13 protein-coding genes are annotated in these 15,024 nt (G+C 39.9%); all 13 read right to left on the bottom strand.

Annotated features, from left to right (window positions below; genetic code table 11):
- Window positions 1–14 precede the first annotated feature (14 nt).
- On the bottom strand, window positions 15–1,469 hold the full coding sequence (locus tag LKD46_RS04760; protein WP_110102082.1) for an O-antigen polysaccharide polymerase Wzy family protein: 1,455 nt from the start codon (window positions 1,467–1,469) through the stop codon (window positions 15–17).
- 2 nt (window positions 1,470–1,471) lie between these two features.
- Window positions 1,472–2,515 carry a glycosyltransferase family 2 protein gene (locus LKD46_RS04755; RefSeq protein ID WP_092069224.1) on the bottom strand — a complete coding sequence of 348 codons (1,044 nt, stop codon included), beginning with the start codon at window positions 2,513–2,515 and terminating at the stop codon, window positions 1,472–1,474.
- A 9-nt stretch (window positions 2,516–2,524) separates the two neighbouring features.
- On the bottom strand, window positions 2,525–3,754 hold the full coding sequence (locus LKD46_RS04750; RefSeq protein ID WP_110102084.1) for a glycosyltransferase: 1,230 nt from the start codon (window positions 3,752–3,754) through the stop codon (window positions 2,525–2,527).
- A gap of 86 nt (window positions 3,755–3,840) precedes the next feature.
- Window positions 3,841–5,046 carry an ATP-grasp domain-containing protein gene (locus LKD46_RS04745; protein WP_015525698.1) on the bottom strand — a complete coding sequence of 402 codons (1,206 nt, stop codon included), beginning with the start codon at window positions 5,044–5,046 and terminating at the stop codon, window positions 3,841–3,843.
- Window positions 5,047–5,061: 15 nt separating this feature from the next.
- Window positions 5,062–5,652 carry a sugar transferase gene (locus tag LKD46_RS04740; protein WP_015525697.1) on the bottom strand — a complete coding sequence of 197 codons (591 nt, stop codon included), beginning with the start codon at window positions 5,650–5,652 and terminating at the stop codon, window positions 5,062–5,064.
- Between the two features lie 15 nt (window positions 5,653–5,667).
- Window positions 5,668–6,867 (bottom strand): ATP-grasp domain-containing protein, encoded by a 1,200-nt coding sequence (locus LKD46_RS04735; protein ID WP_110102086.1) that lies wholly within the window; start codon window positions 6,865–6,867, stop codon window positions 5,668–5,670.
- Entirely contained in the window at window positions 6,864–8,069 is a 1,206-nt protein-coding gene (locus LKD46_RS04730; protein ID WP_015525695.1) for a DegT/DnrJ/EryC1/StrS family aminotransferase, read from the bottom strand. The genes LKD46_RS04735 and LKD46_RS04730 overlap by 4 nt, the downstream gene beginning before the upstream one ends.
- 50 nt (window positions 8,070–8,119) lie before the next feature.
- Entirely contained in the window at window positions 8,120–10,168 is a 2,049-nt protein-coding gene (locus LKD46_RS04725) for a polysaccharide biosynthesis protein (RefSeq protein ID WP_334303261.1), read from the bottom strand.
- A gap of 266 nt (window positions 10,169–10,434) precedes the next feature.
- Window positions 10,435–11,853 (bottom strand): sugar transferase, encoded by a 1,419-nt coding sequence (locus LKD46_RS04720; RefSeq protein WP_227573885.1) that lies wholly within the window; start codon window positions 11,851–11,853, stop codon window positions 10,435–10,437.
- 87 nt (window positions 11,854–11,940) lie between these two features.
- Entirely contained in the window at window positions 11,941–12,735 is a 795-nt protein-coding gene (locus LKD46_RS04715; RefSeq protein WP_022426287.1) for an immunoglobulin-like domain-containing protein, read from the bottom strand.
- Window positions 12,736–12,786: 51 nt separating this feature from the next.
- Window positions 12,787–13,521, bottom strand: a complete 735-nt coding sequence (locus tag LKD46_RS04710) for a YveK family protein (RefSeq protein ID WP_129976128.1) — start codon at window positions 13,519–13,521, stop codon at window positions 12,787–12,789.
- 12 nt (window positions 13,522–13,533) lie between these two features.
- Window positions 13,534–14,250 (bottom strand): CpsB/CapC family capsule biosynthesis tyrosine phosphatase, encoded by a 717-nt coding sequence (locus tag LKD46_RS04705; protein ID WP_015525687.1) that lies wholly within the window; start codon window positions 14,248–14,250, stop codon window positions 13,534–13,536.
- A gap of 36 nt (window positions 14,251–14,286) precedes the next feature.
- A complete protein-coding gene (locus LKD46_RS04700) occupies window positions 14,287–15,012 on the bottom strand; it encodes a polysaccharide biosynthesis tyrosine autokinase (protein ID WP_015525686.1) in 726 nt (241 codons plus the stop codon).
- Window positions 15,013–15,024: the final 12 nt, after the last annotated feature.

Raw genomic sequence — 15,024 nt, 5'->3', positions numbered from 1 at the left:
TATTCCTCTTAATTTTAAATTACAATTTTATGCTTCGATTTGGAAGTCAAATAAGCTAATCCCCAAATTATTATTATCGGAGCCCAAAATTCTGGATATAACAATCTTCCAACAAATGCATCAAATGTTGATCGCGGTGCCTGAAATAAAGAATTTAACATAAAAAGACCAACTGCTATCTTCCAAACATTTTTGCCATCAGATATAATTTTGGATAATAATCTAAAAGTCAAGCCGTAAATAATATTTCCTATAAATACACCTATATATCCATAATCAATATACAGTTCTTCAAAGTAACATGAACCGTATCCAGTACCAACTGCATACCCATATGAATTTGCATAGTAGGAAACAAAATCCGCTAAATATGTTCCATGTAAAGCAGTACTTAATGATTGATTTCCAAAAGAAAAATCTAAATTCAAATTAAATAAGCTATTAAATGGACTATTTTGTAGCCATCTCAATATATTATATAAAGAATAGTGTGCTTCAGAATCTAAATTATTTTTATATAACTCAGCATACTTTACTGCATTTACAGATGTACCTTGTCTTACAAAAAAGCCTACAATAGGAGAATAATCATTTGCATGCCCTACATAATTATTAGATCTAATATATTCAAATAAATACATTGCTCCCATAAGTATTGGAACACATAAACATATTGCCCAAATACCTTTTTTTCCAATCCACGGTTTTTCACCTGGTTTTATTTTATTTCTACACATTGCATATGCAAAAATTATAAGTAAACTTGTAATAAAATTTACTCTTCGTCCCGTTCCTAAAGATAAAAATGCATATAAAATATATAACATTATTGGAACTTTAGCATCCTTTTTTTCTGGTAATGTTGACAAAAATATATAAAATGCTGTCGGCGCAAAATATCCAATCTGTCGTACATACCATGGTATTCTACTTGAATATGAAATGTAATACGATGTATAACCATAATGTCTTACATATAAAACAACATCTATAACTGTTAATATCCAAAACACATAACAGCCATAATACATTCCTTTGCTGATTTGGATTATATTATTCATATAACCTTTTTTATTTTTATATTCAATTTTAGGTATATTATTTTTTATTTTAATTCTTTTTCTTGTTACGCCAAAATATCCTATACATAGTCCTACAAGACTAATAAAAATACATACATCCACATGTTTCTCTATTACATCTGGAAAATTATAATAATAAACTTTCATAAAACGATTCAATATCTGTCCACATAATAAAAATGTAAAAAAGCATACAAGAAATGAAAACATAAATATATTTTCATCTATATTTTTTACAGTAAGATAAAAAAAGCAAATAAAAATAACCGCATTTAATGCTAATATTCCATTTGTATTTCCTATTCCAAAAACAATAACAGATATAATAGAAAATATAATCAATAGTATTATATTATAATATACTTTGTTGCCTGTTTTTGAAGCCATCTTTATTTTCCTTTCCTTTTATATAATTCACATATTTGTTTAATATGTATAATTCCAAAATAAATTCTATATTGATATAAAATACTCTTCATTTTATTTCTATTACTCATATATTTTCTATTTTCTCTATTGCCTGCGAATATCCAGGGTTTCTCCGAATATAATTTTTTCTTGATTATCTTTTTTTCTTTTCTACTCAAATCACACTGTGTATTTCCAATATAACAATCGTAAATTTTTTTTAGTTCATCCAGAATATGAATACTAAATGCAGATTTCATTGGTTCACTTTCAAAATTTATTTGTTTTCTAATACAAGGCAGCTCTTTTTCTATATTATAAAGCATTTTGGAATTGTACTTATGATTTGCTGAATTGTTATTCACATAATATAAATACCATATTCTTTCTACAAGCATTGTTTTTTTACACTTATCTAACAGTTGGAGATTCCATACTATGTCTTCTCCCATTTTTAACTCAGTATTAAATAAAGTATTTTCAGCTATCTCTCTTTTTATCAATCTTGTCCACGGTCCTCGTCCATAATATCCTTTCATATTTCCAAAATATTTTAACTCTCCAACTGAATTACATTTAAAACTTTCTTTTTCTATATCTGATATAATTCTATAATTTATAGGAATCTGTTTTTGCTTTTCTTCATTGAATTCTTCATTATCTAATAACGTATTACCTCCAATAAGAAAATCTACATTTTCTTTTTCACATAAATGTACCGCTTCTGAAAAAAAATATGGCACTAATACATCATCCGCATCTACAAATGTAAGGTATTTTCCTTTAGAATGTTTAATGCCTTCATTCCTTGCAGCGGATACTCCTAAATTGCTTTGTGTTATAACTTTTATTCGTTCATCAAGTCGAGCAATGTCTCTTATTTCGCTTCGAAACGACTCTTCGCTTCCATCATCAATTAAGAGTATCTCATAGTTCATATATTCTTGATTTAATACACTTAAAATGCATCTCTGCAAGATTTCTTTTTCTACGTTATAGCATGGAACAATTACACTTAAAAACATTTTTTTACCTCAATTGCTTATTTCATTTATAAATTTCTGATAGTTGTAGTCTGCATTAAATTTTTTATTCCAAAAATATCTAGCATCATTTCTATTTTTTTTATATTGGTATGAATCTAATTTGCAAAAATCTGTTATTTTTTTAGTCAATTCATTTGCTGTTATATTCTGAGATAAAAGAACCCCATTTTCTTTATCCCTAATTATCTCCTTCGTTCCCCCTGCATCTGTTGCGATGCACGGAATTCCAAAAGATGTTGCTTCCATAATTGATACAGGAATCCCTTCTGATGAACTTACATTCACGAATACATAGTAATTTTTATCCTGATATTGTTTCATTAATTCTGTGTTACTGACATTTCCTTTAAATTCATACTGAATATTGTCTCTCAGTTTGTCTTTTGCCATTTTTTTTATTTCATCCATTAAAATTCCATCCCCATAATGTGTCCACTTAATCGGGATAGCTTTAATTTGGGATAATGCATTTATCAATAAATCTAGTCTTTTTACCTTTGTCACTGTAGAACAGCTGACAATTTCATAACATTTATCATTGAAAAGATACTCCTTTTCTCCATGATCTATTGTTCCTAAGAATCTGGTATGCACTTTCTGTTTATATTGAGGAAATCTTTTTCTCAGATAATCGGTACCATGATCTGAACATGGATATATATTATCAATTTTTGAAAGAATTCCCTCTCTCATTGGTATATAATTCCCTTTATGTTCTTCTTCATAAAGATCATACCGATGTGCCCTGCTTACAATCTTACTGTTCAATTCCCATTTCTTTTTTAATAACATTGCCACATATGGCTGATATTCAAAACGATATGAATAAAATATTGACTCTTTATTCACATGTCCTTTCATTTTTTTATCTATTAGATCTGCTTCATAATGAGAACGACTGAAATAAACAAACATGTTTACAAAATTTCGCACAGATAATCTACGTGATTTCACCAAGCGTGCAAATTCTTTATATAAATTAATATCTGTCAGAGTCCTGAAACTATATAATAAATAGGTCTTATTTGACGCTTTCATAATTGGAATTACTTTCACATTGTTTCCAACAGTTCTTTTTCTTTTTAAGTGTTCTTTTCTGATCTGCAATGCAAAAATATATACTTCATCAAAGTTATCATAATATTTTATTTCTGTTTCCAAATAAGGCTCCCAATCTCCATAAGGAAAGGAATTTGTAAGCAAATACAGCGTTTTCATTAATCTTCCTCTTCTATCTTTTCTTAAAATCGTATACAGCTGGCCATTTATAATTTTTATAAACAGCCAGCTATACTGCAGTTCTCCTATTTGAGTTTTATTTCAATATTACTCATGATTTTATTGATTTTTGCTCTACACTCATCCAATGTAGAGTCTTTTACAATAATCTGGCCAATACAATCTGCTGAAAATACAAATTTTCGAATCTGATCTCCTGGTTTTTTAAAGAATGTTATTTCCAGAATATCTTCATCCATTTCTCCGGTATATTTGATATCTTCTAGGGTTCCACTTTCTTCTGTTGAAAGAATCATTCGTGCCAGTCCTGCCGTTGTTTTGGAATTTTTCTTTCTCCAATACTCCAACGGATTTTCTCCAACAGCCATTGCTGCGATCATTTTGTAATATTCGATTCCAAAGTTTATCTCCACCAGCTCTGGAAGACAGTTGGCGCCTACACGTCCGGTAAGCTCTATGACGTAGACTTTATTATCCCGGAGAATCAGATCCACATTTACTGCACAGTTATTTAATCCCAATGCCTTGATTGCGCTTTTTACTGCTATTTCTGTCTGTTTGTAAACATCTTCATCACAGTCAAGCGGAACATAATGGCCTACCGGTACTGCCGTATGACTCATATAAGTTTCGTCACCATGTGGCATAACAAAAAGCACCTCATTGTTATATACAAATGCCTGCGCACCAAATTCCCATCCTTCTATGAACTCTTCTACAATACAGTAAGATCTTTTTGTTAATCCCATTGCTGCATGAAATCCGTCATAGGCATCTTTTTCTGTTTTTGCTATGTAAATTCCATTGCTTCCTTGTAAATCCGTTGCTTTAATGATCACCGGTAATTTAATCTTATTCAGTGCGTTTTCTAATTCCTCTTCATTGGAAATTTCAAAATACTGTGCTGTACTTACACCATATTCCATAAAAGCTTTTTTCATTTTGGATTTATCATTACACATAATTGCTGCTTTTTCCGGAAGTCCTGTTAAGCCCAAAGAATCACAAGTTTTTCCAAGAGCTGAAATTCCTGTATCCAGACAGCAAGTAGCCACTCCGTCCAATTTAAGATTCGCTGCTTTTTTAGCAACCTCATCAGGATTTGCAATATTCATAAAGCACACTTCATCTGCCAGAGGAATTCCTGGAGGATTATTATCAGGCATGGTTCCTGCAATTGTTGTGATTCCCATCTCTTTTGCTGCTTTATACAGTCCGATCTGTCCTCTTCCAGCACCTAATACTAAAAGTCTTTTTCCTTCAACACCCATTTTTTCTTCTCCCTTCTAATTTGTATAAACATTTTTTCTGCATACTACAGTTTCAATTGTTTTAAAGAAAATCTTCAGATCACCCAGAAATGTTACTTTCTGTGCATATTTTGCATCCAGAGCCAGTTTGTCTTCCTGTGAAATATTATTTCGATAATAGGCCTGTGTATACCCTGTAATGCCTGGTTTTACTTTTAAACGATCTTTTCTTTTCTGGTCATACTCAGACAATGGTCTGTCTGTTGTTACTGGCCTTGGTCCGATCCAGCTCATGTCTCCTTTCAGAATATTAAATACCTGCGGTAGCTCATCAACTGAAATTTTTCTCATTAGCTTTCCGATTTTTGTTACTCTTGGATCATCTGCACTGTTAAAAGTTGAATTATCCTTATTTCTAATATCTGGCGCATTTACCTTCATGGAACGAAGCTTATACATATTAAAGATTGTCCCGTCTTTTCCCCTTCTCTTTGCCAGATAAAAAATCGTTCCCCTGTCCTCTAGCCAGATCAATGTCCCAAAAATAATACAGACTACTAATACGATCGGCAGTGCAATGACTGCAAATATAACATCCAAACCTCTTTTTATGTATCTTTCGTACATGAATTTATACTTCCCTTACTCCATTTCTATTTCTATTAAATCCAGCGCTTTTTCACATATTTCTACAGCCTTTTCAGCTGTATCTGCCTGCGCGATTACAAAGCCGCTACGATCTCCACTACTCTTTATGCCATTCATTTTTTCCCCGATCCCATGTACAACATAAATCTGTTTTACACCTGGAATCTTTCTGGCTTCTTCAAGTCCCCTGATATCTCTGATGAAACCTTGCTCAACTCTAAAATATCTTATAGCAGATGCTTTATGAAATTTAGGCTCTAAGTCTGCAGTTTCACCAAGTGCAATTCGTATACAACTTTCAACCATATCTACACCTGTGGAAAGAGGCGTAAGATAAGTCGTAATATTATCTCCTCCCAGCCGTGCTCCAAGCTCTACAACTTTAGGTCCATCCTTCGTTATTTTGATTTCTGTATGGGATGGTCCATTTGAAATACCAATTGCGTGATTCGCTGCAATAGCCACCTCCGCTATCTGCTTTTTTATTTCTTCTGTATGACCTGATGGCTGTGAATGTCCCATTTCTACAAAATATGGTGCATCTGTTGTCAGCTTATCTGTAATCTGAATAACATGGCATACGCCGTTGACACTTAAAGTTTCTACACTTACCTCTGGCCCTTCCATATACTCTTCAACCATGAGATCTCCGGACCTTGAAGATTCCTTACTGTAGTTATAAGCCTTTTCCACAGTTTCACTGTCATAATCTTTAAGCAGATTGATTCCCCGGCTTCCCGAATTATCTGCCGGTTTTATAATACATCGATAACCTGCTTCTTTTATTTTTCCTACTGCTTCCAAATATTCTTCTTTAGTAGATACTTTGTAAAATACAGGAATCGGAACACCTGCTTTTTTCAGTGCCTTCCGCATTTCCGCTTTATTTGTTGCTTTCACAGCTGTATCTGCACTAATTCCAATCAAATTCATTTCCCTTGCCACTGCTGCCACTGCTCTCATTGGCATATCTGTAGCAAGTGTCATGATTCCATCAATAGAATGTCTTTTTGCAGCTTTCACTATCTCAGGTATATCAATCGTGCTTATGATTTCTTTTTCGATTCCTTCTGTCTGAAAGCCTACTGCGTCGGGATTCATATCGACAACTACAACTTCCAGCCCCATTTCCTTTGCCTTTTTTATCGCTGGAAGCTGTAATATACTTGCTCCCAAAATCATGATTTTTTTCATTTAATATATTCCTTCACAATCCCCAAAAACATCTCAATCACATACTCCACTTCCTCATCCGTCAACTTCGTATGCAGCGGCAATGTGATCTCATTTTCAAATCGCTTATAAGCATTCGGGTAATCCTTGATATCAAATCCCATATTTTTATAAGCAGTCATCATTGGCAGTGGTTTGTAATGTACGTTGCAGGCAACCCCTTTTTCTGCCATTTTGACGATGATCTCGTGTCTCTGCTCCAGAGTGATTCCCGGGATTCTGGTGATGTACAGGTGTCCGGAAGACTGATGCTCTTCGTTGTAATGATCCAGCACTTCGATGTCGAGTGGTTTAAATGCTGCATCATATCTGCTGATGATTTCTTTTCTTCTTGCAAGCAAAGCTTTATACCGTTTCATCTGCGCCAGTCCAATCCCGGCAACTACATCGGTCATATTGCATTTAAACCAAGGTCCGATGATGTCATACTCCCAGGCGCCAAGCTGTGTTTTTGCAAGGGCATCCTTTGACTGACCATGAAGTGATAACAGCTGATACTGATGATAGATTTCTTCATTATCAATTCCTTCGATATCTCTCCATGCCACAGCGCCGCCTTCTGCTGTTGTAAAGTTTTTCACTGCATGGAAGCTGAAGTTTGAAAAATCCGCAATGCTGCCCACTGGTTTTCCATGCCAGGTCGCACCAAATGCATGGGCTGCATCTGCCATTACGATAACTCTTCCGATTGCTTCCTGAAGCTTATTGACTGGATGGAAAAGCTTCTTTTTCTCTTCTACGATAGAGAAGATCCTGTCATAGTCGCATGGCACTCCGCCAAGATCCACCGGAATGATCACTTTTGTTTTCTCTGTAATAGCTTCTGCCAGCTTGTCATAATCCATTTCCAGAGAATCTTCCTGTGTATCAATAAGAACCAGCTTTGCCCCGACATGACACACCACCGATGCACTTGCGGTATAGGTATAAGCGCAAGTGATCACTTCATCGCCTTCGTGGATTCCCAGAAGACGAAGTGTCATTTCCGCACATGCAGTCTGCGAATTCAGGCATACAGCTCTATTGGTGCCGCATAAATCCGCAACTTCTCTTTCCAGTTCTTTTGTTTTCGGTCCTGTTGTGATCCATCCGGATCTTAAAGCTTCTGCTACCTGTTCGATTTCTGCCTCTGTAATATCTGGCGGTGAAAATGGGATTTTCATTTTTTCAACACTCCTTCGTTTTCGTATATATGTAAATTATTGACCAGTTATCAGTTCTTCTCCGCAGCCACAGCCGCGTCACTCATCAGTTCCTCATACACCTTCTTATGCAGCTTCAGGTCGGAATCCGCAGAGTGATAGGTCGGTACGATCGCGGCTACAATGTCCCGGATCTTTTCGCTGTTGGCGTAGCCGTATGCTGCCAGGACTTCCAGCTGTCTGAAGAATTCCTGTACGTCCATTTCGATGGGTTTGCCGATGTGGATGAGGTCGTTTGGAGTTTTCTCCATGCCTTCCTCGGCCATCAGCTTTTCTTCGTAGAGCTTTTCGCCTGGGCGGAGGCCGGTGTAGGTGACTTTGATGTCTACATCCGGGGTGTAGCCAGAAAGCTTGATCAGGTTTCGGGCAAGGGTGTCGATCTTTACCGGGGCTCCCATGTCCAGGACGAAGATCTCGCCGCCTTTGGCGTAGGTTCCTGCCTGGAGGACAAGGCTTACGGCCTCCGGGATAGTCATAAAGTAGCGGATGATGTCCGGATGTGTGACGGTGACAGGGCCGCCTTTTTCGATCTGGCGCTTGAACAGCGGGATCACGCTTCCGTTGCTGCCCAGAACGTTTCCGAATCGTACAGCTACGAATTCTGTGCCGGTTCCTGCTTTCGATGTATGGTTCTCACTTACATATGCCTGGCCTTCGTTGTCGTGAAGTGCATCCAGGGTATCCTTTCTGTGTCCGCCAAGTCGTGGCAGCCAGTCGGTGTGTCCGTTGTGGCTGACCATGTTCATGCTCTGGACTACCATTTCGCAGAGTCGTTTGCTGGCGCCCATGATGTTGGTCGGGTTTACAGCCTTGTCGGTACTGATCAGCACAAAACGCTGGCAGCCGTTCATCATTGCCGCATATGCAGTCTTATAGGTTCCTACCACATTGTTCTTGATTGCCTCACAGGGGCTGTTCTCCATCAGCGGTACGTGCTTATGTGCGGCTGCATGATATACGATCTCCGGCTTGTAGGTTTCAAATACCCAGTTGATCCTTTTGCTGTCGCGGACAGAGCCGATCAGTACCTTCAGGTTCAGGTTCGGATAACTGGCCTTCAGTTCCTGCTCAATGTCGTAAGCGTTATTTTCATAAATATCAAAGATCACCAGAAGCTCCGGCTCATGACCTGCGATCTGACGGCAGAGCTCACTTCCGATGGAACCGCCGCCTCCTGTTACCAGAATCCTTTTGCCCTTCAGATACTGAAAGATCTCAGACATGTTGACTTTGATGGTGTCTCGTCCGAGAAGATCCTCCACTGCTACTTTTTTCATCTTGCTCAGGGATACTTCTCCGTTTACAAGCTGATATACACCAGGAAGCTGCTTCAGCTCGCAGCCGGTTTCCTTGCAGATGTTCAGGATATCCCGCTTTTGATGCGGTGTTGCCGTCGGGATCGCAAGAAGGATCTGATTGATATGATACTTGTCCACATTGAGAAAAATATCGTCTCTTCCACCTACCACCGGAACGCCTTCCATGTATCTTCCCCATTTATTCGGATTGTCATCGATCAGGCAGCGTACTCTGGAATTGGTTTCCTTTGCATTCTGAAGCTCCCGGACAATGGTCCTGCCCGCTTCTCCTGCACCGATGATCATCACGTTTTTGCTCCGCTCCTCACGCTCGCTCTTTTCTCTGCGGTTCCGCTCAAGAAGTACAAAACGATAGGAGAAACGTACGCCTACAGTCAGGAAAAACTGCAGCATGATACCGATCAGATAATAGGAAGCCGGCATCCGTTCCCAGAAGATCGTGATACCCACAATATGCAGAACGCCAGTGATCACAGTTGCTACCGTGATCTTGATCAGCTCATGGAAGCTTGCGAAACGCCATACACTGTTATACAGATGCATGCATCCGAACACTACCAGGATGATAATGGTATAGATTGGTGCAAAACTCCTCCATGCGGCAAAATAGTCTGTGGGGATCGAGGAATACCGAAAATCGAATCTCACCAGCAGCGCCATAAAATAAGAAAAATTAACAGCTATCATGTCATAGATGATCAGATATATCGCAATTACTTTCCAATGTTCTAACTTCTTCATACTTCCTCCGGTCTGTCTTACTGTTTCTGCATAATCCCTGATGTATTCTTCCTGCTCTTTGTCTTCTGTCTGCTTTTCCCTGGGACTTTGTTTTGCCAGTGCCAGAAGCAGGACCGAGAACGCAAGAAGTACTACGATCAGCATGATCAATAAAATCTGCATTTTTTGCTTCCTCTTTTATATTTATAACTTATCTAATTTATTTTTATCCCCGAACTGCGTCTCCGCAGCCCGGGTCATTATATTCAAATCTCAATATGTATGGATCATTTGGCGCCGCTTCCGCGGAAAACGACCATAACTGTCTTAACCAGGATCTCTATATCCAGCTTCAGACACCATTCGGCAATGTACTTTGTGTCAAGCTCTACGACTTCCTCGAAATCCGTAATATCACTTCGACCGCTTACCTGCCACATACCGGTAAGTCCCGGCTTGATGGCCAGACGTTTGCGATGGTGAAGCTCATACTTCTCCCACTCATCCATTGTCGGCGGTCTGGTTCCTACAAGACTCATATCTCCTTTCAGAATATTCCAGAACTGTGGAAATTCATCCAGGGATGTCTTTCGGATAAAATGTCCTACTCCTTTGATGATTCGTGGATCATCATCCATTTTGAACATCATTCCATCTTTTATGTTATTCTGTTTCATCAGTTCTTTTTTGCGTTCTTCTGCATCCATATACATGGAGCGGAATTTATAGATCTTGAACGGACGACCGTTCTTTCCCATGCGGACCTGTGAGAAAAATGCAGGACCCGGAGATTTGATCTTAATGGCCGGAACCAGAAAGATCGCTGCGATCCCTGTAAAAAGACAACCTACCAGACCGCCTACGATATCCATAGCTCGTTTCACAAACATCTGGCGCGGTGTCACAATGTGGATACTGCTGGAAAGCACAGTGTATCCGCCAAGCTCCTCCACCACCTGGTTCTTGCCAAGAGATTTCATAGTTGCCAGTCTCATATGGATGACAACTCCCATTGCAGAGCAATCCTTGATCATCTGCTCCGGGATCGGGATTTCCTTAGGCACTGCAAAAAATACTTCATCGATCCAGTTCTTATGGATATAGGAGATCATATCCTCACTCCCGGCTACTACCGGTACTCCACAGACGGATGCACCCTTCTTGTCACAATCCATAAAGACGATTCCTGCCAGATGATAGGTTCCGTAATTATTCTTGCGGATGGTTTCCACCACATTGTCTGCATTTTCACTGACTGTAACGATCAGCAGGGATCGCTTCTCGCTTTCTTCGTATCTGTGATCCTTCAGGAATTTCTTCAGTGCCTGTCTGCCGCAGTAGCTGAAGCAGGTATAAAGCACATAGGTGATCAGCAGGATCATTCTGGAATAATTGTTTCCAATTCTTAAAAGAAACATATATGCCAGGACCAGAAGGCAGACCAGTGTACACTGTTCAAAGGTTTTCTTCAGTTCCACCAGCATTCCTCTTCGCAGAACTCCGCTGAAGCTTTCATTAAAAAATGTGACCATCAGCTGGATAAGAAACATCACCACTGCCACATTTCGATACAGCTCTGTCTCGTATGGCTGACCGATCCCGTTTCGGATCCAGTATGCAAGTACAAACGCAAGCTGCAGACACAACATATCGCAAATCGCAAAATCTGCATGTTTTACCCAGCTGCTGTTTTCTTTTTGATACATATTCTTTTCTACGCCTTCCCTCGCTTACATTTTTTGTTGCTTTTATCCCCTCTCCGGTATCTCAGGCACCTAGAGAGGGGATGATATTTATTTCACGACAATGGTAAGTACGGCTCCGTTGGAGCTGTTTCCACTGTTGTCGACTACATAATATGTAAGCTCGTAAGTTCCCGGTGCAGCTGTATTTACATCACCGGTGATCTGGATCCTTTTGAAAAGATCACTGGTTGACTCTGTATCATCCTGGATATCCTTTACATAGCTTAATTTATCCAGCGTAGTTCCTACCGGTACCTCTACGTAATAGGTAGTCAGATACATCTTCGGATCCTGCGGAGAAAGCTGCTCAATCTTGTCTTCCTGTGTCTTCTGCGCCTGTTCCTCCGGAGTCAGTTCTCCTTCTGCGGAATCTCCGCTTTCAGCATCTGTGCTGTCTGCTTCTGTCCCATCCTGCATATCTGTCTCTTCTGCAGGCTCTGTGGTGTCTGTGGAATCTCCATCCTCTGTGAGACCGTCATTATCGATCAGTCCCAGCTGCGGATTTTCGGCACTGCCGTCCTGAGCTTCCATGGTAAATTCTTTTTTTGTTACATTGTTGTTTTTGTCCTTTGCAACAAAGATAACAGAAACCTGTTTTCCGTCATTCTTCGGATATATGGTTTCTACAGTAAGAGACTCTGTAACATCTCCATCTCTGTCATCCTGTGCCTTTACATCCTTCAGAAGATCCTCTTCTGTCATATCGGATGTATAATTCGTATCTTTTCCCTCTTCAAATGTGATCTTCGGTCCTTCATTATCCTCGGAGCTCTTCATGTATACTACACCGGCTCCCATACCAAGGCAGATGACCACTAATAAAAACACAAAAAATTTCTTCATATTTTTGCTGCTCCCGGCCTTTCCCAACACTTTGATCCGTTGTTGTTATTTTTATGCGTGACGTTTCTTTTTCTTTTTGGATTTCTTGCCCATTTTGGAAGAGTATGGGATTGTACCAAGTACGCTTAATCCAAGATATTTCTCTACGTCTTCCGGTGTCTTTACAGTATCGTTTGTCAGATATACGATGATCACAACAGCTGCTGCCAGAAGGATACCCAGAAGTCCGCCGATCACACCGTTTTTCGGTACGCTTGGGCTTGATGGCTCATCCGGGATGTTTGCTGTCTCTACCACATTTACTGCCTTGATATCCATAACCTGCTGGATATGCTTGGAAGCAATATCTCTTACTGCGTTTGCGATCTCTGCCGCTGTATAAGGATCGGTATCTGTAACTGTGATGGATACTACTCGTGTATCCGTTGGTGTATCTACGGAAAGCTTCTTAAGAAGCTCCTCATGTGTCATATCCAGTTTCAGCTGTGCGATCACACCCTCAGTAACTGTACGGCTCTTGATCAGCTCCGCATAGTCCTTGGTCAGTGATGTACTTGTCTGGATATCCTGATTGGTCAGTGTGCTGCTGTCCTGCTTGGACAGTACCACGATCTTGGTTGTGGATTCATACTTCGGTGTGATCAGAAGCATGGTTCCCATAACAGCTGCCAGGCAGAAAACAATACCGGATAAAATGATAACACCCAGCTTGCTCAGTAACAGGTGAAATACCTCACCAAGATCGATCTCTACTTCGTCGTTGTTGTTAACAGTCTGATTTTCCATTTCTTTTCTCCATTACCCTGTGATTTTCCGGGGATTTTTGATAAAGATCTTCTTTACATATTCGCTCCCCATTGTTTTTTCCATTTTGGCGACACATTTGCCGATCTCCGGGATACGCTCCGTCTTACGGTGTCCGTCAGAACCGACAAAATCCAGAAGCCCATGCTTCATGACTTTCCGTGCAAAGGTTTTTGCCCCGAATCCGTCCTGACCGCTGATGGTATCTGCATTGACCTGGATATGTGCTCCCATATCCTTCAGCTCTGTCAAAAATCCAATATCGTTCCGGGTAGCCTTATAACGTTCCACATGAGCGATGATCGGGATAAAACCATTCATCAGAAGACTTCTGACCCGTTCTTCAATATAATTTTTCTCATCTCCGTTGCTGAATTCCACAAGCACATATCTGGAACCTGCAAGGGTAAGCCGCCGTCCCTTCTTAAGGCATTCCACCATATCCATACTGGAATGGAGTTCACAGCCCAGATAAAGTCTCATGCCTTCATCACCAATATTCATGGCTGCTCTACGCAGCTGCATGAACTGTCTTGTCACAATGTTCATATGCGGCTCAAACATATCGTACCGGAAATGTGGTGTCAGGATCACATGACGTACGCCCTCCTGATACTCCTTATTGAGCATCCAGAGTGATTCTTCCATGTTTCTTGCACCGTCATCCACCCCGGGGAGGATATGACAATGAATATCATAAAGTCCCTTCATTAAAATAACCCACTCATTTCTGTTGTCAATGTTTTTTTATTTACTGCTGCTCTCACCATAATCTCCGTAGGAACCATACTTACCGTACTTGCCGTATTTACCATACTTGCCATAGTGACCGTAATTGCCGGCCTTGCTGTAGTCCACCTTGTTCAGGATGGTTCCCAGGATCGGGCAGTTGCTCTTGGCAAGCTGATCTCTTACTTCCTGTACAAAACGGTAGCTGATGGTACCGGATTCAACGACGATTACAGATCCGTCGCAGGAATCTGCTATGATAGCACTGTCGATGATCAGTCCAAGCGGCGGTGTATCTACAATAACGTAATCATAAACATCTCTTACCACGCGGATCATATCCTTGAAGAGTCTGTTTCCGAGAAGCTCTGCCGGGTTCGGAGGTACGATACCGGAGAAGATAATATGGAACTTCGGAAGTGTAGTGGCACAGATCACGTCAGAAAGCTTGGCCTGCTTGGAAAGATAATGAGCAAGTCCCATTACCTCCTGGTCTACTGTCACACGTCCCATCAAAACGGATTTACGCAGATCGGCATCGATCAGAAGCACTGATTTGCCGCTCTCAGCAAGAGAGGCAGCAAGATTAAATGCCACACTGCTCTTTCCCTCATTAGGAGTACAGCTGGTAAGTGCGATCACTTTCTTATCTGCTCCGCAGAACTGGATATTTGTTCGCAGAGCTTTATAAGCCTCATCCATCTGGTGATCAGACTTCCAGTTGCTCAGTTTAACTTTAATCATAATTCCTTTTCA

It is taken from the genome of Blautia fusiformis (genome assembly GCF_020686995.1).
Lineage (GTDB): Bacteria > Bacillota > Clostridia > Lachnospirales > Lachnospiraceae > Blautia_A > Blautia_A fusiformis.
Note: the sequence above shows the minus strand (reverse complement) of the source record. Positions and strands in the feature narration are given on the sequence as shown.

Excerpts from the sequence above, each read along its gene's own strand:
- LKD46_RS04760 (WP_110102082.1), bottom strand. The coding sequence starts at position 1,469 with ATGGCTTCAAAAACAGGCAACAAAGTATATTATAATATAATACTATTG.
- LKD46_RS04755 (WP_092069224.1), bottom strand. The coding sequence starts at position 2,515 with ATGTTTTTAAGTGTAATTGTTCCATGCTATAACGTAGAAAAAGAAATC.
- LKD46_RS04750 (WP_110102084.1), bottom strand. The coding sequence starts at position 3,754 with ATGAAAACGCTGTATTTGCTTACAAATTCCTTTCCTTATGGAGATTGG.
- LKD46_RS04745 (WP_015525698.1), bottom strand. The coding sequence starts at position 5,046 with ATGGGTGTTGAAGGAAAAAGACTTTTAGTATTAGGTGCTGGAAGAGGA.
- LKD46_RS04740 (WP_015525697.1), bottom strand. The coding sequence starts at position 5,652 with ATGTACGAAAGATACATAAAAAGAGGTTTGGATGTTATATTTGCAGTC.
- LKD46_RS04735 (WP_110102086.1), bottom strand. The coding sequence starts at position 6,867 with ATGAAAAAAATCATGATTTTGGGAGCAAGTATATTACAGCTTCCAGCG.
- LKD46_RS04730 (WP_015525695.1), bottom strand. The coding sequence starts at position 8,069 with ATGAAAATCCCATTTTCACCGCCAGATATTACAGAGGCAGAAATCGAA.
- LKD46_RS04725 (WP_334303261.1), bottom strand. The coding sequence starts at position 10,168 with ATGAAGAAGTTAGAACATTGGAAAGTAATTGCGATATATCTGATCATC.
- LKD46_RS04720 (WP_227573885.1), bottom strand. The coding sequence starts at position 11,853 with ATGTATCAAAAAGAAAACAGCAGCTGGGTAAAACATGCAGATTTTGCG.
- LKD46_RS04715 (WP_022426287.1), bottom strand. The coding sequence starts at position 12,735 with ATGAAGAAATTTTTTGTGTTTTTATTAGTGGTCATCTGCCTTGGTATG.
- LKD46_RS04710 (WP_129976128.1), bottom strand. The coding sequence starts at position 13,521 with ATGGAAAATCAGACTGTTAACAACAACGACGAAGTAGAGATCGATCTT.
- LKD46_RS04705 (WP_015525687.1), bottom strand. The coding sequence starts at position 14,250 with ATGAAGGGACTTTATGATATTCATTGTCATATCCTCCCCGGGGTGGAT.
- LKD46_RS04700 (WP_015525686.1), bottom strand. The coding sequence starts at position 15,012 with ATGATTAAAGTTAAACTGAGCAACTGGAAGTCTGATCACCAGATGGAT.